This is a genomic window from Chitinophaga sp. ARDCPP14 (assembly GCF_051362515.1).
GTDB lineage: Bacteria > Bacteroidota > Bacteroidia > Chitinophagales > Chitinophagaceae > Chitinophaga.
In genome coordinates, this window is the sequence record NZ_JBKIXB010000014.1 from 45,878 (window position 1) to 64,567 (window position 18,690).

21 protein-coding genes are annotated in these 18,690 nt (G+C 47.2%); 10 read left to right on the plus strand and 11 right to left on the minus strand.

All coding sequences use genetic code 11. From position 1 onward, the window contains the following. Positions 1-3: 3 nt before the first annotated feature. The 5 genes from sufD to ACLHR0_RS28385 are packed head-to-tail and all read right to left on the minus strand — an operon-like array spanning position 4 to position 4,550. Positions 4-1,323 carry a Fe-S cluster assembly protein SufD gene (gene sufD / locus ACLHR0_RS28365; RefSeq protein ID WP_429065051.1) on the minus strand — a complete coding sequence of 440 codons (1,320 nt, stop codon included), beginning with the start codon at positions 1,321-1,323 and terminating at the stop codon, positions 4-6. Between the two features lie 8 nt (positions 1,324-1,331). Further along, the gene (sufC, locus tag ACLHR0_RS28370) at positions 1,332-2,096 is read right to left on the minus strand and encodes a Fe-S cluster assembly ATPase SufC (protein ID WP_370909916.1); all 765 of its coding nucleotides are present in this window, start codon (positions 2,094-2,096) and stop codon (positions 1,332-1,334) included. Positions 2,097-2,138: 42 nt separating this feature from the next. After that, entirely contained in the window at positions 2,139-3,584 is a 1,446-nt protein-coding gene (gene sufB, locus ACLHR0_RS28375; protein ID WP_370909917.1) for a Fe-S cluster assembly protein SufB, read from the minus strand. A 13-nt stretch (positions 3,585-3,597) separates the two neighbouring features. Then, positions 3,598-3,924 carry a HesB/IscA family protein gene (locus ACLHR0_RS28380; protein ID WP_370909918.1) on the minus strand — a complete coding sequence of 109 codons (327 nt, stop codon included), beginning with the start codon at positions 3,922-3,924 and terminating at the stop codon, positions 3,598-3,600. A 56-nt stretch (positions 3,925-3,980) separates the two neighbouring features. Then, the gene (locus tag ACLHR0_RS28385; RefSeq protein WP_079467720.1) at positions 3,981-4,550 is read right to left on the minus strand and encodes an NADPH-dependent FMN reductase; all 570 of its coding nucleotides are present in this window, start codon (positions 4,548-4,550) and stop codon (positions 3,981-3,983) included. A 138-nt stretch (positions 4,551-4,688) separates the two neighbouring features. Between ACLHR0_RS28385 and ACLHR0_RS28390 the strand changes: the two genes are divergently transcribed. Further along, positions 4,689-5,330, plus strand: a complete 642-nt coding sequence (locus ACLHR0_RS28390; RefSeq protein ID WP_370909919.1) for a helix-turn-helix transcriptional regulator — start codon at positions 4,689-4,691, stop codon at positions 5,328-5,330. A 224-nt stretch (positions 5,331-5,554) separates the two neighbouring features. On the opposite strand, the gene ACLHR0_RS28395 is transcribed toward ACLHR0_RS28390, so the two are convergent. Genes ACLHR0_RS28395 through ACLHR0_RS28405 form a run of 3 tightly spaced genes read right to left on the minus strand, consistent with a single transcriptional unit; the run spans position 5,555 to position 7,091 of the window. Next, positions 5,555-5,971, minus strand: coding sequence for an EamA family transporter (locus ACLHR0_RS28395; protein WP_429047230.1), 417 nt, complete (start codon positions 5,969-5,971; stop codon positions 5,555-5,557). Between the two features lie 60 nt (positions 5,972-6,031). Next, positions 6,032-6,526 carry an N-acetyltransferase family protein gene (locus ACLHR0_RS28400; RefSeq protein ID WP_436491181.1) on the minus strand — a complete coding sequence of 165 codons (495 nt, stop codon included), beginning with the start codon at positions 6,524-6,526 and terminating at the stop codon, positions 6,032-6,034. A gap of 10 nt (positions 6,527-6,536) precedes the next feature. Further along, a complete protein-coding gene (locus ACLHR0_RS28405; protein ID WP_370909922.1) occupies positions 6,537-7,091 on the minus strand; it encodes a GNAT family N-acetyltransferase in 555 nt (184 codons plus the stop codon). A gap of 143 nt (positions 7,092-7,234) precedes the next feature. On the opposite strand from ACLHR0_RS28405, the gene ACLHR0_RS28410 reads away from it, so the two are divergent. After that, complete coding sequence (locus ACLHR0_RS28410) at positions 7,235-7,915, plus strand: response regulator transcription factor (protein ID WP_429047236.1); 681 nt, start codon at positions 7,235-7,237, stop codon at positions 7,913-7,915. Between the two features lie 4 nt (positions 7,916-7,919). Beyond that, positions 7,920-9,293 (plus strand): ATP-binding protein, encoded by a 1,374-nt coding sequence (locus ACLHR0_RS28415; RefSeq protein WP_436491184.1) that lies wholly within the window; start codon positions 7,920-7,922, stop codon positions 9,291-9,293. Positions 9,294-9,339: 46 nt separating this feature from the next. Here the strand turns inward: ACLHR0_RS28415 and ACLHR0_RS28420 are convergent, their stop codons facing one another. Then, positions 9,340-10,425 (minus strand): AI-2E family transporter, encoded by a 1,086-nt coding sequence (locus ACLHR0_RS28420; RefSeq protein WP_429065046.1) that lies wholly within the window; start codon positions 10,423-10,425, stop codon positions 9,340-9,342. 142 nt (positions 10,426-10,567) lie between these two features. Here ACLHR0_RS28420 and ACLHR0_RS28425 point away from each other — a divergent pair, with 142 nt between their 5' ends. After that, a complete protein-coding gene (locus ACLHR0_RS28425; protein ID WP_429047242.1) occupies positions 10,568-11,653 on the plus strand; it encodes a family 20 glycosylhydrolase in 1,086 nt (361 codons plus the stop codon). Between the two features lie 46 nt (positions 11,654-11,699). Here ACLHR0_RS28425 and ACLHR0_RS28430 read toward each other — a convergent pair whose 3' ends face one another. Then, the gene (locus ACLHR0_RS28430) at positions 11,700-12,620 is read right to left on the minus strand and encodes a helix-turn-helix transcriptional regulator (protein WP_436491186.1); all 921 of its coding nucleotides are present in this window, start codon (positions 12,618-12,620) and stop codon (positions 11,700-11,702) included. 456 nt (positions 12,621-13,076) lie between these two features. Here ACLHR0_RS28430 and ACLHR0_RS28435 point away from each other — a divergent pair, with 456 nt between their 5' ends. The 3 genes from ACLHR0_RS28435 to ACLHR0_RS28445 all read left to right on the plus strand — a co-directional run bounded on the left by ACLHR0_RS28435 (position 13,077) and on the right by ACLHR0_RS28445 (position 14,765). Beyond that, positions 13,077-13,313: a hypothetical protein gene (locus tag ACLHR0_RS28435; protein ID WP_370909928.1), complete on the plus strand. Its 237-nt coding sequence runs from the start codon at positions 13,077-13,079 to the stop codon at positions 13,311-13,313. 68 nt (positions 13,314-13,381) lie between these two features. Then, entirely contained in the window at positions 13,382-13,729 is a 348-nt protein-coding gene (locus ACLHR0_RS28440; protein WP_429047247.1) for a DsrE family protein, read from the plus strand. A 208-nt stretch (positions 13,730-13,937) separates the two neighbouring features. Further along, complete coding sequence (locus ACLHR0_RS28445) at positions 13,938-14,765, plus strand: DUF6089 family protein (RefSeq protein ID WP_436491188.1); 828 nt, start codon at positions 13,938-13,940, stop codon at positions 14,763-14,765. A gap of 212 nt (positions 14,766-14,977) precedes the next feature. Here the strand turns inward: ACLHR0_RS28445 and ACLHR0_RS28450 are convergent, their stop codons facing one another. Then, positions 14,978-15,208, minus strand: a complete 231-nt coding sequence (locus ACLHR0_RS28450; RefSeq protein WP_436491190.1) for a hypothetical protein — start codon at positions 15,206-15,208, stop codon at positions 14,978-14,980. A 192-nt stretch (positions 15,209-15,400) separates the two neighbouring features. On the opposite strand from ACLHR0_RS28450, the gene ACLHR0_RS28455 reads away from it, so the two are divergent. The 3 genes from ACLHR0_RS28455 to ACLHR0_RS28465 all read left to right on the plus strand — a co-directional run bounded on the left by ACLHR0_RS28455 (position 15,401) and on the right by ACLHR0_RS28465 (position 18,225). Further along, positions 15,401-15,727, plus strand: coding sequence for a hypothetical protein (locus ACLHR0_RS28455; RefSeq protein ID WP_370909932.1), 327 nt, complete (start codon positions 15,401-15,403; stop codon positions 15,725-15,727). Positions 15,728-15,833: 106 nt separating this feature from the next. Beyond that, entirely contained in the window at positions 15,834-17,756 is a 1,923-nt protein-coding gene (locus ACLHR0_RS28460; RefSeq protein ID WP_436491192.1) for a menaquinone biosynthesis decarboxylase, read from the plus strand. Continuing rightward, entirely contained in the window at positions 17,728-18,225 is a 498-nt protein-coding gene (locus tag ACLHR0_RS28465) for a DUF6265 family protein (protein ID WP_436491194.1), read from the plus strand. Before ACLHR0_RS28460 ends, ACLHR0_RS28465 begins: the two co-directional genes overlap by 29 nt. Positions 18,226-18,690: the final 465 nt, after the last annotated feature.

An 18,690-nucleotide genomic window follows, 5' to 3' on the forward strand; every position in this document is an offset into this window, starting at 1 on the left:
AAATTAGTTATTCATGATCTCCGCAATCTGCGTCTGCAGGAAATGTTGCAGGGCAGGCACCTTCACTGCATCTGTGATGTCGTGGGAGAAGGCGTTTACCATCAGTGCTTTTGCCGCATCTTCGCCAATACCGCGTGAGCGGAGGTAGAACATGGACTCTTCACTGAACTGACCGGCAGTAAAACCGTGGCTGCATTTTACGTCGTCGGCATAAATTTCCAGCTGAGGCTGTGAATTGATGTCCGCTTTGGTACCGAGCAGGAGGTTATTGTTCTGCTGGAAAGCATTTGTTTTCTGTGCTTCCTGGTGTACAAGGATCTTGCCGGTAAATACGCCGTTGGCGTTATCGAGCAGTACGCCTTTGTACAGTTCGTTGCTGTTGCAGTCCGGCATGATGTGATCCATAAAGGTATGGTTATCTACATGCTGGTGTTTGCTGGCAATATATAAACCGTTCAGATTAGTTTCGGTATGACTGCCATTCAGGGCCACGCTCAGGTTGTTACGGGTGAAAGGGGTGTTTGGCAGGGTGAAATTAAAATGGTGGTAACGGCTGTCTTTGTGTTGCTGTGCAGCGGTGGTATGTACTTCCCGGAAGCTTTCAGCGCCCTGTTGTACATTATAATGCCACAGTTCTGCATTTTCCAGTACCACGGTTTCCAGTACACTGTTCGCAAAAGCGATGGTGGCGGTTTCCGGGTGAATGGAAGTTTCGATGATGGTGGCGGCAGCGTTTCTGTTCAGGATCCACAGGTGGCGTGGCTGAATGAAGGCATGCGCTGTACAGGAGTAAACGTTTACTACATGTATGGGTTTATCGACCACGGTGTTGGCGGCCAGTTCGATATACAGGCCATCGGCGAAGAGGGCTGTATTAAGCTGTGCCAATGATTCTGCGGCCAGGTGGTGCTGTTCATTGAAATAAGTAACAAAGCCTGGTGCGGTGGTATGGGCACTCATGGCGCCCACGGTGATACCTTTGCCTTGCGGCAGGGTAGACTGATCCGCCTGCAGGTGGCCATTTACCAGCACAATGCGGTAGCAGTCCAGTTCAGGAATAGCGGTGCTGTTTACTACTTCTTCCGCAACGGGGGAAGCAGTGGTAAGCAGTTCATAAGGAAACTCTTTCAGGTAGCGCTGAATATTCGTGTAGCGCCATGCTTCCGTTTTCAGCGTAGGCAAGCCTATCGCAGAGAAACGCTCCAGCGCCTTGCGGCGGATGTCCTGCAGCGTATCGGTAGCGAGGGAGGGAGCCTGTGCCGACAGTGCATTTACATCTTCTGTTAACGCCTGGTAAAATGGCAATATCATATCGCTTGTCATAGTTCTTTTTATACAGATTCTTTCAAATGTAATTCCTCTTTCAGCCAGTCGTATCCTCTTTCTTCGAGTTCCAGTGCCAGTTCTTTGGTACCGGTTTTAATAATACGGCCGTTGTATAATACATGCACAAAGTCAGGTATGATATACTCCAGCAGGCGTTGATAGTGAGTAATCACTACGAAAGATTTTTCTGCATCGCGTAATTTGTTTACACCATTTGAAACAATACGCAGTGCATCGATATCCAGTCCGGAATCTGTTTCATCCAATATGGCGAGCTGTGGGTTCAGCATAGCGAGTTGGAAAATTTCGTTACGTTTCTTTTCGCCACCGCTGAATCCTTCGTTCAGGGAACGGTTCATCAGGTTGGAGTGAAAATCGACCAGTTGTTGTTTTTCTTTGGTCAGCTTCAGGAATTCCCTGGCTTCGAGGGCCGGGAGACCTTTATACGCCCTGATTTCGTTCAGTGCGGTTTTGAGGAAGTTGAGGTTGGAAACACCTGGAATTTCTACGGGGTATTGAAAAGCGAGGAAAACACCTTCGCGGGCGCGTTCTTCCGGAGCCATATCCAGCAGATTTTTGCCGTTGAACCAAACTTCACCTTCGGTGACAGTGTAGTTATCACGTCCCGCCAGAACAGAAGCCAGTGAGCTTTTGCCGGAACCGTTAGGTCCCATGATAGCGTGCATTTCTCCTTTGTTTATTTCGAGATTAATGCCTTTCAGAATTTTTTTCCCTTCTACTTCTGCGTGCAGATTTTTAATCGTCAGCATGATTGTTTTATTTCGTTCTGTATGTATTAATTGGATAATGAGTTATCCAACGCTTCCTTCAAGTGTAATAGATAATAATTTTTGCGCTTCTACTGCAAACTCCATCGGGAGCTGGTTCAGTACTTCCTTCACATAGCCGTTTACGATCAGGGCAACTGCCTTTTCGCTGTCGATGCCACGTTGGTTCAGGTAGAAGATCTGGTCTTCCCCGATTTTCGAAGTGGTGGCTTCGTGTTCGATCATGGCTGTTTTGTTCCTTGATTCGATATACGGGAAGGTGTGGGAGCCGCATTGGTTACCGATGAGCAGGGAATCGCACTGGGTAAAGTTACGTGCGTTATCGGCACGTGGCCCAACGGATACCAGGCCGCGGTAGCTGTTATCGCCTCTGCCGGCGGAAATACCTTTGGAGATGATGCGGCTTTTGGTGCCTTTGCCGATGTGGTGGATCTTGGTACCGGTATCAGCGATCTGTTTGTTACGGACTACTGCCACGGAGTAAAATTCACCTTCGGAGTGGTCGCCCTGCAGGATTACGCTGGGATATTTCCAGGTAATAGCGGAGCCGGTTTCTACCTGTGTCCAGGAGATCTTACTGGCAGCGCCTTTGCAGATGCCTCTTTTGGTAACGAAGTTATAGATACCGCCTTTACCGTCTTTATCACCGGGATACCAGTTTTGTACGGTAGAGTATTTTATTTCAGCCTGTTCGAGTGCTATCAGTTCCACTACTGCGGCGTGCAGTTGATTTTCATCACGCATGGGAGCGGTGCAGCCTTCGAGATAGCTTACGTAGCTGTTGTCGTCTGCGATGATCAGGGTACGTTCAAATTGTCCGGTGTTCTGTGCGTTGATACGGAAGTAAGTGCTCAGTTCCATCGGGCATCGTACGCCTTTGGGAATGTAAACGAAGGAACCATCGGAAAATACGGCGGCGTTGAGTGCTGCAAAGATGTTATCCGTATGGGGAACCACGCTGCCCAGGTATTTCTTTACCAGGTCGGGGTGTTCCTGTACTGCTTCACCGAAAGAGCAGAAGATAACGCCCATTTCTTTCAGTTTCCCTTTGAAAGTGGTGGCTACGGAAACGCTGTCAAAAACGGCATCCACGGCTACACCGGTAAGGGCTTTCTGTTCATTCAGGGGAATACCCAGTTTTGCGAAGGTAGCCAGCAGTTCCGGATCTACTTCATCCAGGCTGTTGAGCTGTATTTTCTTCTTTGGTGCGGCATAATAGGAAAGTGCCTGCAGATCAAGTTTAGGCATTTCAAAGTGCTGCCATTTCGGGAATTCCATTTTCTTAAACGCGGCAAATCCCTTCAGGCGCCATTCCAGCAGCCATTCGGGCTCATTCTTCTTCGCCGAAATAAAACGGATGATATCTTCATTCAGCCCCGGAGGAGCTATATCCATTTCAATATCGGTGCTAAAGCCAAACTCGTACTCCTTATTGGCTATATCATCAATTATTTCGTTACTGTTGATCATACAAGTTTAATATTTAAACCGCAAAGCTTTCGCCGCAGCTACACGTTCTGGTTGCATTTGGATTATTAAAGTAGAGGCCTTTTCCGTTGAGTCCATCAGAATAGTCCAGTTCTGTACCATACAGATACAGGAGGCTTTTCATTTGTACTACTACTTTTACGCCTTTATCTTCAAAAATCTGGTCGCCTTCTTCTTCGGTTGCTTCAAATTTCATCACATATTCAAGACCAGAGCAGCCACCACCTTTTACGCCTACCCGTACAAAGGTGCCCGGCGCATGATGTTCTTTTTCCATCAGCGCTTTTATATATTCTCCTGCTTTTTCTGAAACGGTTATCATACTCAGAATTTGTTTTAATTAGCTATTTACCGGTTTCCCGGCCTATCCTTATCTGTTTATCCTTCAATACCAGCCACTACATGCGATTTAGCCGCACACAGTAACTGCACCATCGTATCCAGTTTATTTTTATAGAACTCAGTGAACCCCCGGGTTTCGGGGTCATACAGGTTGTCTTTCAAAATGGGCAGGGAATATGGTAAAACCCACGCCCTTAGTGCCTTTGCCACTGCATCCATCGCATTTATACCCTGCATGGCCTGGGTGCCGTCCGCCCAGGACAGCAAAGCTACAACCTTTCCTGTTAAATAAGGACGCTGGTTCTTGCTTGTCATCTCGAGCCAGTCCAGGCAATTTTTCATGGCGCCGGTCATGCTGCCATGATATAAAGGAGTCATCCAGATATGCAGGTCCGCCTTACAAAAAGCTTTGCACATGGCGTCTACTGCGGGTGGTTTCGTTCCTGCTTCCGCCTGGGAGAAAAAGGGGATCTGGGCGTTACCCAGACTAAAGATCTCCGGGGAAAATCCTTTCTCTTTTAACTGTTCCGTCAGATACACCGCCAGCTGGTTTGCTGTGGCATAAGGACGGTCATCTATCGCACCATTAAATATCAGGACGTTCATTAATATTTAACTTTTAGAGATTTAAATGATTATGAGATTAAATTTTGATGAAGGATCTCATAAACTCACCAAAATCCCAAAATCTTTTTTTTAGCTTTCACAAAAATACCGATATTTGAGAATAAAACAAGTAAGAACTTGGAAAATTATCCAATACGAACCAAGAATGCTGCCGAACGGTTTTTGACGTTGCTCAAGACCCGGGGACCGCTGTCTGCAGCTGAATTGGCCAACGAATTGGGTATTACCGGAGAGGGCGCCAGGCTTCAACTGCTTAAACTGGCAGAAGAAGGATTGGTGCAGTCGGAAAGTGCTTCCAAAGGCGTAGGACGCCCAGTTTTAATATGGAGTCTTACCCCCCTGGGTAATGCCCGTTTCCCTGACACACATACCGAACTCACCCTTCAGCTGATCCAGACCATTAAAACGGTATTGGGAAAGGAAGCGCTCGATAATGTGGTGAACGCCCGGGAAAAAAGCCAGCTGGAAAAATACAGCAGTGCCCTGGAAGGTGTAAACGGTATTGAAAACCGGCTCACCTCGTTTGCGGCCATCCGCTCCGGCGAAGGGTACCTGGCGGAATGGAAAAAAGAAGGCGATACGTATTACTTTATAGAGAATCACTGTCCCATTTGCTGCGCCGCCACAGAATGCGACAATATCTGTACTTCCGAAATGCGCACGTTTGTGAGCATACTCGGGGAGAAAATGAATGTGTCGCGGATGGAGCATATTATCAACGGCGCCCGCCGTTGTGTGTATAAGATAGAGGCGGAGTAGCGGAGGTTGTCTTTCTCAGGATTACGCTGATTTTACTGATTACCTGGATTTTTACTTTTGGATTTTATAAAGGATTAAGGGAGATAGGAGCGGATATATTCGCTTTTATCTCCCTTAATTATTATTAAAAAAATCAAAGAAATCTAAAAAAATCCAAAAGTAAAAATCCAGGTAATCAGTAAAATCAGCGTAATCCTGAGAAAGACAAAATCCGCGTGAGACTGTTATTTCAGGATGAGCACCAGGGTGCCGGCGATGATGAGGCTGGCGCCGATGGCGGTTTTCAGGGTGAGTGTTTCGTGAAGGAAGATAGCGGAGAGGAGAATGGTGAGCGCCACACTGAGCTTATCCACGGGGGCTACCTGCGATACTTTGCCGATCTGGAGCGCTTTGAAATAAAAGATCCAGGAACAACCGGTAGCGATACCGGATAAGATGAGAAAGAGCAGTGCGTGTTTGGACAGGGCGCCGGCGCCTTTATATTCCCCTCTTGCAAACACAATGGCCCAGGCCAATACCAATATAACGAGGGTTCTGATGGCGGTAGCCAGGTTGGAAGGGATGTCCGCTACCCCAATTTTGGCCAGGATAGCGGTTAAGGCCGCGAAGAAAGCGGATAGTAATGCATAAAACCACCACATAATTTTCCTTTTACGGTTTGTAAGTTATCCCGGAAAACTGAAGGAATGTTGTAGCCGGAATCAGATCTTTATACCTAAAATTTTTAAACTTCTTTCCACTCCATCCAGTACCGCAATTTCCGGCAGGTGCGCCCATTCTTCAAAACCCATATTCAGAAACAGTTTCAGACTGGGTTCGTTGTGCGCAAAAATAAAACCCAGCAGTGTTTGTACGCCAAATTCCGGCGCTACGGTAATGGCATGTTGCAGTATTTTTTTGCCTAATCCCTTGCCACGCATCGTTTCATCGAGATAGATGCTTACTTCTACTGTGCCGTCGTAGGCCGGCCGGCCGTAAAACGACTGAAAGCTCATCCATCCCACATTACTGCCGTTGTCGTCTATCATCCACAGGGGACGGAGGGTATTGTTGTGCGCATGAAACCAGGGTAGCCGGCTTTCAACAGTAACAGGTGAGGTGTCGGCAGTCACCATTCTGCTGGCGATAGTGGTGTTATAAATTTCAACGATCCTTGGCAGGTCGGCTTCTGTAGCATGCCGGAATTGTAAGCTCATGATATAATAATTAGAAAATAGATTCGCGTGTATGTTCGTGTCTTAGAAGACTGTAAAGTTCTGCATTTACGAATTTTCCTTTTTCAAAAAAGGCATCTCTTAAAAAACCTTCGTAGCGGAATCCCAGCCGGCTTAACAGCTTGGACGACGCCTGGTTTTCCGGGTCCACAAAGGCTTCAATGCGGTTGAACTGCAATTCTTCATAGCCATAACTGAGCATGGCGCTTATCGCTTCTTTCATAATGCCTTTGCCCCAGTAGATGGGTTTCAGGTCGTAACCGATTTCCGCTTTGAAATGTGTTTTGTTGATTTTGTGATACCCGCAGGTGCCTATCAGTTCATCCTTTCCGGCCAGTGTGATGGCCCATCGCATGCCTTCTTCCTTTTCCAGGCTTTGACGGAAAAACTGTATAATATGGGTGGCTTCACTGATATTGGAAAATGAATCAATGTCCATATATTTTGTGACGGCATCATCCGAAAAATGCCTGAACAGGGCGGCGGTATCTTTTTCGTCTATTGGTCTCAGTACCAGGTTGCCGGTATTTAAAACGGGTAAATGCATGATACGGTTGCCGGTTTAGGTTGGGGCAAAGCTAACAGATATTGCGAAAATGTCCATAGGAACCTTGATTTTAATCCCGCTTTAATGCCTGCCCGGGTAAACAATGCTACTTTTGCAGGGGTTATTGCTTATAATTTTTTGATATGAAAATACTGGTTATAGAAGATGAAGTAAAAGTGGGCGCTTTCATCAAACGCGGGCTGGAAGAGCACCATCACCATGTGGATGTGCATACGGATGGCATTACCGGTCAGCAGGCGGCGCTGGAACACGACTATGATCTCATTTTACTGGACCTGATGTTGCCGGGTATAAACGGAACGGCTATATGTAAAAAACTGCGTGCGCTGGAAATCAGTATCCCTGTATTGATGCTTACCGCGTTAAATGCCACGGAGGATATTGTAGAAGGACTCAATGCCGGGGCTGATGATTATCTCGCCAAGCCTTTTCATTTTTCAGAGCTGATGGCACGTATCAATGCGTTGTCGAGACGGAAAAGCCACTTCCACGAGGAGCCTGCGGTGCTTAGGTTTGCGGATCTTCAACTGGATACCCATTCCAAAACTGCCAGCCGGGATGGACAGGAAATTGTGCTTACAGCGAAAGAGTATGCGTTGCTGGAGCTGCTGCTCCGTAATACCGGAAGGGTGCTGTCCCGGGCGCTTATTTCAGAAGCCGTGTGGGGACTCGAGTTTGACACAGGCACCAATACCATTGATGTATATGTTAATTATCTCCGGAATAAAATTGAAAAAGGCTTTACCGGTGAAAAGCTGATCCATACCGTAGTTGGGATGGGTTATGTGATGAAACAGAAATAAGCTTATGAAGATCCGGCACCGGCTATCGCTGCAGTTTACTTTGATTTCAGGTATTATTCTTACGGTTGTTTTCGTACTGATATACCTGTTATCTGCCCAATACATCCGGAACAGTTTTTATAAGCTGTTGCAGATGCGTGCGCTGGTAACTGCGCAGGTGTACCTTGAAAAAGACGAGCTGACGAAGAAGAAATTTCTTGAAATAGAAAAGAGCTACCGGGAACGGATACCCGATGAATCCAGTAATATTTACGATCAGCACAACCAGGCGGTGTTCATTGAAAAAACGAGGTATAACTGGCCGGTGTCGCTGCTGGAAACCATCCGTCACCAGGAAGTGTACCGGTTCGTTTTCCGGGAAGAGTCGGGCCTGGGGATTTATTATCCCGATAACCAGGGCGATTTTGTAGTGATAGTAACCGCGCGTAATACGGCGGGCATCCAGCAGCTGCAATATCTTTTGTGGATACTGGTCGTGATGTTTTTGGTTGCCCTGCTGATCACCTTCCTGATGGGGCAGTGGTACGCCAGCAGGGCGCTCGAACCTATTAAAAGCATCAACCGGCAGGTGCAAAAGATCCGCTCCAACAACCTGCACCTGCGCGTGCAGCAAGGATTAAATAAAGATGAAATAGATGAACTGGCTGCTAATTTCAATGGACTGTTGCAACACCTGGAACAGGCTTTTGATATGCAGCGTTCTTTTGCATCTAATGCCTCCCACGAGTTACGTACACCATTAACTACTATTATCGGGGAGATAGAAGTAACACTTCAGAACAGCCGTAGCCCGGAAGAATATGTACAAACGCTGGGTACGCTGCTCGGTGAATCGGAGAAACTGAAGATCATTACGGATGGACTGTTGCAGCTTACACGGGTGGATGCCAACCTTACAGAAGCCAACAGCGAGCTGATCCGGATGGACGAGTTATTGTGGGACCTGGCGGAATACTGGCGTCATAAATCGCCGCCGTTGCAGCTGCACGTACAACTCAGCGGTATGCCAGACGATGCTGCTTTGCTTTGCATCCGTGGTAACCGTTCGCTGATAGCATTGGCGTTGCAAAACATCCTCCGTAATGCATTTAAATTTTCGTATAACCGTGACGTTAGTTGCCGGCTTTCCTATAGCGACAGTGGTATCAGCCTGTCTGTAAGCGACCGTGGTATTGGTATTGCGGCAGCTGATACCGAAAAGATCTTTATGCCGCTGTACCGGGCAGATAATGCGCATTCCTTCGAGGGGTATGGCATTGGCTTATCCATGACGCAAAAGATTCTGTACCTGCATAAGGCCTCCATCACGGTGAGCAGCGTGTTAGGGCAGGGAACCACCTTTAATATTTTCTTTCCTCCGGCCGGTAAATGGCTGTAAAGGTTTTGTTAGTCCGGACCGCTGCGGCAACGACGATATTTATGGTTTAGTCTTTCTTCACCACTTTCACCTTCTTTACTTTCGGTTTGGATTCATCGCCAAGCAAAATAGCCCAGGGGGTCATCTCTTCGATATTCTGACAAATAATTTTAATAATAGCGATGGTCGGAATGGCAAGGAACATGCCGGGGATGCCCCATAACATATTGCCCAGTACCACCCCAATGATGGTGATCAATGCGTTGATCTTCACCTTGGAACCCACAATGCTGGGGAAAAGCACGTTACTGTCGAGTACATGAATGAGGAACAGGGCAATGCCCGCCTGCAATGCCTGTATAGGCGTACCCGTAGCCAGTGTTACCAGGATGATAAGGATGGCGGCCGTTAAGATCCCTACATAAGGAATGATATTAAAGATAGCGGCCATTACGCCCAGCAGGATGGCGTATTTAATACCAAGAATAAAGAACAGGGCGGTATTGAGAACGGCTACTATCACCATTTCTATCATCAGGCCGCCTACATAGCTTTTAATGATGGTGCGGGTGCTGGCGATGACGGTGAGTAATTTTTCGCGGTGCTGTTCCTGGAAGATCTTGATCAGGAAAGATACCAGTAACCTGCGGTAGAAGAGGATAAAGAAAGCATACAGGAATACAAATACAACGAATACCAGCAGGGAGGAAAGCGACAGGAATGTTTGACTGATGAAGCTGGTGGCGGTTCCGAGGGTACCCATCATCGCTTTTTCCACGTAGCTCATTTGTGTGCTGGAATTGATATGAAACTTAGTATTGATCCAATCTTGGGTGGAATCTATCACCAGCATGAGCTTTTGTTCCAGTTGCGGGAAATCGGAGATGAAGGCTTCCATTTGTTTGGCGAGTAGGAGCATTATCAGCAGGATGGCGATGATAAACAGCAATACCGCTATGATGGCTGCCATCCCCCGGGGCAGGCGCCATTTTTCCAGCTGATGGACAACGGGCAGCAGCATGATGGCAATGAGCATGGCAAACATCAACGGAACGATGATACCACTGCCAACATGAGCTATATAGATGATAAGGATAATCGAAAACAGGGTAAAAGTGAGACGGGCAGTAAACGGTAGTTTGATCTCGTTCATAGAGGTAGTGCTTTTATCAAAGATATTAAAAATCAAAGTGTATAACATTAGAATGCTGATTATACATTTGTTACGGTGAAAAGGTTGCAGTTGCGCACCGCTTTTATTATTTTACGGACATGCCCGTAAAAATTCAAGCGTTATGAAAAAACTGTTTGCCCTTTTGCTGCTCGTTTGCGGCAGTGGATCCCTTTCCTTTGCAAAACCCCTGCCGGCTGACACCTTACCTGTCCGCGGTTTTTGTATAGCGGCGCCCAGGGCGGAAGGACTGGCTCCGTTCCTGAGATTTATCGATACAGAACTGGCGCCCCGGCACATCAACACCCTGGTGCTGCGCGTTGATTTTAATTACCAGTTTAAGTCGCACCCGGAACTGCGTGATGCCGGTGGGTTAACCGAACAGCAGGTAAAACAGCTGGTGCAAACCTGCCGTAAGCATAATATCCGGCTGATTCCGCAGATCAACCTGCTGGGACACCAGTCGTGGGCGGGTACAACTACCAACCTGCTGAAGGTGTATCCTGATTTTGATGAAACGCCGTGGGTAAAAATGCCGGCGAAATATGTATGGCCAAATGCAGATGGATTGTATTGCAAAAGTTATTGCCCGTTGCATCCGGGGGTACATAAAGTTGTGTTTGAGTTGGTGGATGAGATCTGTGATGTATTTGAGAGCACCGCTTTTCATGCCGGCATGGATGAAGTATTTTATATTGGCGAGGATAAATGTCCGCGTTGCGGCGGCCGGGACAAGGCCGAATTATTTGCCGGGGAGGTATGGACGATCCGGAATCACCTGGCGCAGCAGGGGCGTGAGCTGTGGATGTGGGGCGACCGGTTGCTGGATGGCAAGCTGACGGGGTTAGGCGCCTGGGAGGCGAGTATGAACAATACACACCGGGCGGTGGACCTGGTTCCGAAGGATGTGGTGATTTGCGACTGGCACTACGAGCGTCCGGATAAAACGCCGGTATACCTGGCGATGAAGGGATTATCGGTGATTACGTGTCCGTGGAGGATGCCGGCTAATGCGAAGCTGCAACTGAAGGATATGTATGATTACCGGGCGAGTGCCACCAAAGAAATGAAACCCCGTTTCCAGGGAATGATGCAAACGGTTTGGTCGGATGCCGCCGGGTTCCTGGATGAGTTTTATGGAACGGGCAAGCCGCAGAAAGATACCGTGAATACGAGCGCCAATTGTTTCCGGGCTGTATTTACTAAATAGATAAAAGAATAAACGGAATGACATCATTGGTCATTCCGTTTTCTTTTTAATAATGTTTTTTGAGCAGCGGAATAAATATTTCAGAGTATTGAGGGCCGTCGAGCGAAATGAAGAAGTGGTTCCCGCTCATTTTGAAAATTCCTTCCTTACAGTTCATGCTGATAAAATTATACATCGGCATACCTGCTGTGGCGAAGTCCATTGGCACCGGCAGTTTGAGGTAGTTGCCACCTGCTATCCGTTTTGTGGCGAGATAGGAGTGGTTTTTCGTCAGCTGGATATGCGCGTTTATTGCAGCCGTTGGAATCAACAGTCCAGCGAACATAGACAGCTTTTCATAGTTGGTTACCGGTACGGCGTCGAGGGTACCTGTAATGATCCTGCTTTGTGGCAGATCGTATAATGTCTGCATCTTTTTAAACAGACTATGATAGGTGTTCATGCGGGCGATCATTTCAGTGATCGGGTCCTGGCCCCGTGAAATGAAGGAGTAGTACAGGATGCTGTCCGGCATTCTGATTTTCTCACAGCGATCATAATTGAACAATTCCTGGAATGCTTCACTACCTACAGCTGCGGTGATGGTTTTAGTGATCTGCAGGGTCCTGTTTTCATTGGGCAGGATGATGATGCGGCGGAAATCTTTGGGACTTTCTTTAAAGTGTAGTTTAAAGGCTTTGCTGAAAGCCGCGGTGGTGGCGTATCCGCAATACTCGCTTATTTCACCGATGTTATAGCCACTGTGCCGGAGCAGGCCTGCGCCGAGTTCCAGGCGGTGTCTTTTAACATAGTGCCAGAATGGTTCTCCCATGTAATTCACAAAGTTGTGATAGAAGTAGGAGTAGGAGATGCCGAGGCGTTCTGCCACATCTCTGATATTAAAGGGATCACTTACGTGATCATCTGCATAAGATAACCCTTGTAAAGCAAAATTTTCAAGTTGTTCTTTGGTCAAAAGGGCGGCCATAAAATATGAGGGATTTTAGTTGATTTTCATTGGATCCGGTACATGCTGATTTACATCCTGGATAAGCAGATCGCTACGTGAACATTATCCCTAATTTAATTTTTTTATGATTACCGGAGAAGTAAATTTCAGGATCATTTTATTAAGTTGATTTTCAATATGATATATTTTGTATTTAGCATATAAATTTATAATATGTAGAAAAATTGTTGCCTGGAAGGAGGTTCCGGAGGAGAAAAAAAACAGAAAAAGCTAAAATGGACAAACCGTTAATTACGGGAATGAATATCTTTAACAGTCATGTTATGTTTGGATCATCAGTCGGGCATTCCCATAGTTTTATAGCCATTAAATGATTTTGTCCTATCAATCCTGTTATGGAGTTGCGGCCTTCGCAACACCATTTGCCGGTGGTTTAGCATAGTTGATTGATTTGATTGTATAACCTTTTATGTTATGGTAGCCGTCATCATTGTTTTAGCGTTATTGTTGCTGCTGGGTTGGGCCATCCTGTACCACCATTTCAGGGCCCTGCGGGTAGCTAATATTAACCTGGTAAAACAGGCGCAGAAAGAGGCTTCGTTGCAGTTCCAGCTGCGTGAGGCCAGGGAAAAATACAATAAGCTGGAAGAGAAGCTCAGAAAGGTACAATATGAGCTGCATAATGGAAAACAAAAAGAGAGTCAGCGCTGAAAATAACATCCACCTGGTATTGATGTCATTGTTTTCGGGTTTGCCAATATTTAGTTAGGTTTGCTGGCATGCAGGTAGTTTTTCAGATTACATCCGGTGAGCGGGATGCACAATTGTCTATGCTCGGGCAGCTCAATAATCTTCTTCATTATACCAACGAACGTCAAACACGTGTAGCCATAGAGGTGGTAGTACATGGTCATGCCTGGAATTTACTGCTGCCGGAGGGCCACCCTTTCCCCGAAAAGATAGCGTCCCTGCAGGGCCGGTCGGTCCGTTTCCTTATTTGCCAAAATACCTTGAACAGCCGTCAGCTGGCAGCGGATCAGCTGTTTCCCTTTGTGGAAGTGGTGCCTGCAGCCATAGCGCACCTTATAGAAAGGCAACAGGAGGGATGGGCCTATATAAGATGTTAGTTTAATTGTTTATGAGTTAATTGGTTTATTAGTTTATTTTTACATTTTTAAAGTAAAGTGCCGGGAATAGCGGTTGAAAGTTTGGGAGGGCGGCACCAAATAAAAATTGCAGTAATAACGTTAAATGGATGCACGAATAATAAGGACTAACCTCTTAAACTTAAATACATTGAAATTCTCCAAATCTACCGGAATACTGTTGTTATTCATGGCAGTTCCCTTTTTCACCTTTGCGCAGGACTGGCATGTCGGCGCTTTTGCAGGTATCAGCAACTACAGCGGGGATCTTACCCAGCAAAGGGTGGATATGAAATATACCCGGCCGGCGCTTGGCTTGCTGGTGAGAAAGGATATTAACCGTTACCTCACTATCCGTGGCTCTTTTACCTGGGGAATTGCTACCGGCGCCGACAGCACCAACTCTTCCAAAGACCTGGTGGCCCGTAACCTTAGTTTCCGGACCAATATTTTTGAAGGCAGCCTGATTGGTGAAATCAACTTTTTTGATCTCGACGAAAAAGGGTTTACGCCTTATGTGTTTGTGGGTGTAGGTGGTTTTGGTTTTGATCCCACTTCTAAAGACCAGTCGGGCAACCGGGTACGGCTTCGTCCCCTCGGTACCGAAGGACAGGGATTACCGCAGTATCCTACCCGTCAGCCTTACGACCTGTTTTCCTTTTCCTTTCCGTTTGGAGCGGGTGTAAAGGCAATCATCAATGATAAATGGACACTTGGATTTGAGATAGGACTTCGTGCTACTACCACAGACTATATGGATGATGTGAGCACTAACTATGTTGATCAGAATACCTTGCTGACCTACCGTGGCCAAAAGGCGGTAGATATGGCTTACCGTGGCGATGAAGTAACCGGCAAAGTGGCGCCGGGAACATATCCTGCAGATGGTGCTATCCGTGGTTCTGACAAGCATAACGACTGGTATGCGTTTTCCGGGTTCACCATTACTTACCGTTTGGGTGGTGGCAGTGGCTGGGGTAAACAAAAAGCTACCCGGTGCCCGATACTGAGACCGTAATCAGCTGATATTCACACTATTTAATACTTTATTTATCCTTTTAATCCCGGCATCCCGCCGGGATTTTTTTTATTGGCATAGTTGTTGAATTTATGAGTTCAAACAGGTACTAATGCAGCCACCAGCTTATGGCGGATCGCAGAATCACAAATCGCGGAGAGAGTAATGAATCAACAGCCGCAAGAAAATAAGTTGGTGTGCAACTGCCTGTTTTAACTAACGAAAAAGAAGTGCCATGAGGAAGTTTTTAAATATAGCTTCAGTGATGTTGATAACAGGTTCAATGAGCCTTTCTGCACAACAAAGGCCGCCTGCACCACCACTGCCACCCAGGCCACCGGCTCCGGCACATTTACCACATCCGCCGGCGCCACCAGTACCACCGGGATTGCCAAGGCCTCCAACGCCTCCGCATCACCGGCCACCGGCTCCGCCAACACCACCGCATCATCATAAAAAACCGTATAAAAAGCATTACAAGAAACCGCGTAAGCCCCGGAGATATTCTTTTATCGCATATCCGGGTTCCACTTATGTTGTTACAGATGCCAGTTTTGCCCGGTATGCGGGTTAACATTAACAACACACCACAACTATTATTTGCCAACCGATCTTGAACTAAAAACCAAAGAAACATGAAAAAAGTACTGCTGTTGATGCTGCTTATTGGCGGCACTGTGCTCACCACGTATGCACAAAGGGGACATGGACGTGGCCACGGATATGGACATGGGCGCGGACATGACCGTTATGATGATGACCGCTGGGAAAGATGTGAGCGACCCAGGAGAGTGTATGTACGCGACAGGTATGACTATGACTGCTACCCTCGTCAAAGAGTGGTATACGCCAGACCGGCTTATTACCCCGCTGTAATACCTGTTCCCGTGCCAGCCCCGGTACGCTACTACCCATCAAGGCCAAGGGCCGTATTCCACGCGGGTGTTACCATCGTGAACTGATAACTGAAAATGGAATAAATGAGATGCCTCCCATATTTAAAATGGGGGGCATTTTTTATTGCGGTGCGGGATGGTTACTTTTGTTGATTGGTAATAAGATTCAAACATGGCATATAAAAATCTCAGACACTTTATAGACACGCTGGAACAGGCAGGAGAACTGGTACGTATAAAAACTTATGTGGATCCTAAACTGGAAATCGCTGAAATAACAGACAGGGTCAGCAAATCGCCGGATGGCGGCAAAGCCCTGCTGTTTGAAAATACCGGTACCGACTTCCCCGTGCTGATTAATTCCATGGGCAGCTACAAGCGTATGTGCCTGGCGCTGGGCGTGAGTGAACTGGACGATGTGGCCGGTGAAATTGAAAATCTCTTTAAATTATTATCCAAACCAAAGGAAAGTATACTTGATAAACTGGCCCTGCTGCCAAAGCTCGGACAGTTTGCTTCCTGGATGCCCAAAGTAGTAAGTGGAAAAGGCAGTTGCCAGGAAGTGGTAATGGCCAACCCGGACCTCAGCAAATTGCCGGTGCTTACCTGCTGGCCTAAGGACGGTGGTCCTTTTATCACCCTGCCCGTAATCCATACCAAAGACCCGCTTACCGGCACCCGCAACGTAGGCATGTACCGTATGCAGGTATTTGAAAAAGATATGACCGGTATGCACTGGCATAAACATAAGGTATCCGCCAAACACTTCATGGAATACAAGAAGCTGAATAAGCGTATGCCCGTTGCCGTAGTATTGGGCGGAGATCCCGTTTATACTTACTCTGCTACCGCCCCGCTGCCGGAAAACGTAGATGAATATATGCTGGCCGGCTTTCTCCGCAAGAAGAAAGTAGAGCTGGTAAAGTGTATCACCCAACCGGATATAGAAGTGCCGGCAGATGCCGATTTTGTGATTGAAGGTTATGTAGAACCGGCTGAAGACCTCATCTGGGAAGGCCCTTTCGGTGATCATACCGGGTATTACTCACTGGCCGACTGGTACCCTAAATTTCATGTTACCGCTATCACGCACCGCAAAGACGCCGTATATCCGTCGACGATAGTAGGCATTCCGCCGCAGGAAGATGCCTGGATAGGCAAAGCCACCGAACGTATTTTCCTGGCGCCGATTAAAATGACACTCGTGCCTGAAATCATTAATATGGAAATGCCGGTGGAAGGCGTGTTCCATAACCTGGTGATTGCACAGATAAAAAAAGACTATGCCGGCCAGGCGCAGAAAGTGATGAACGCTATGTGGGGCGCCGGCCAGATGATGTTTAACAAGATCCTGGTGGTAACAGACGACGGCACAAAGATCACCGACTATAAGCAGCTGGCACAGTATGTCTTCCAACACCTGAACCCTGCTGCTGATATATACCTCAGCCAGGGGCCGATGGACGTACTGGATCACTCCTGTTCCAAGATGGGCTTTGGCGGTAAAATGTGTATCGATGGTACCCGCAAATACGAAGAAGAGCAGGACACCACCTTTATATCTGTTCCGGCGCCGCGGCAGCTGGATACAGCCGCCATCATGCAGCAGTTCCCGGAAATCAAAGGCATCAACGCTTCGCTGCTGCCACTGGATATTTCCTGTATCCTGGTGGCAGTGGAAAAGGCCCGTCCTTCGCATGTACGGGAGCTGAATGAGCAGCTGTACACCTTACCGGCACTGGCGGGCATTAAAATGATCCTTTTCGTAGAGCATACCGTGGATGTAAGCGATCTGGCTTCTGCGTTATGGCGTTTCTGCAATAACCTGGACCCTAAACGCGACAGCTTTATTGTCCGTATCCCTTCCGGGGAACCCGGTAAATATATTGGCGGCATTGGTATGGACGGCACCCTGAAAACCAGGCTGCTGGACAATTTTGAGCGCGACTGGCCCAATATCATTGTGGCCGACGATGCCACTATCCGGAAAGTGGATACCAAATGGCCTGAGCTGGGTATCGGACCTTTACTGACTTCTCCTTCTCTCAAATACAAACAACAGATTTATGGTGAAGAAGCGGTGGTACAACAGTAGTTACCTGCTGCTGATCCTGTTACTGGCCGGCAGCCTGCGGGCAGCCGGCCAGGTAAGTGCTGCCGACTTCCGTTTCCTGGATAAGCTGGAAGGCACCTGGAAGATGAACACCCGCAAAAGCACCATCGTGGAAACCTGGAGCCGGGTCAATGACTCTACCTGGAAAGGGAAAACCTGGCGGGTAGTAGGAGCGGACAGCGCCCTGCAACAATCCATGCAGCTGGTGAGAAGAGGAACCGGCATCTTTTATATTCCAGCCTATGAAGGGCAGGACAAACCCGCCACCATACACCTGAAACTGCGGGTTTTAAAAGCCATTGGTTTTGTTGCAGAAGACCTGAACAACGATTTCCCCAAAAAAATCACCTACCGTTTTAAAGACGCCAAACACCTCGACGCCCGCGTGGAAGGCATGCGGGACGGCACCACCGAGGAATACATTTTCCAGTATACCTTCTCCCCGGAGTAAAGTTTCCCGATTGCGTAAATGATTTTCCCGCTTCGAGAAAGCGGAGTGCATGGCTGTACCTACTTTTGTGTAACACACACACGATACACAGCACCAAGATATTCTCAATAAAGCAATAATTTGAGTTGGTCGTACAAGTAATGCCGCGCCTGTTCACAGGGAGCGGCTTTTTTGTGCGGAGGGAGGGCGGCGCCTTCGGCGCCTTTTGTCTTGGAGCAGGATTACGCTGATTATGTTGATTACGCTGATTTTCCCACCTTTTGTTTAGATTTTTTTAGGGAAGGATGGGAATGATTTTTCTGCATTTTATTTGATTAGAAAAATTTTCCTGGTATTGTGATAAAAAAAATGGGAGATAGAAACAGACATCTCTGTTTCTATCCCCCAAAATATTTAAAATAAAATGTGGGAAAATCAATCTAATCTCTCCCCAAAAAAATCTAAAACAAAAGGTGGGAAAATCAG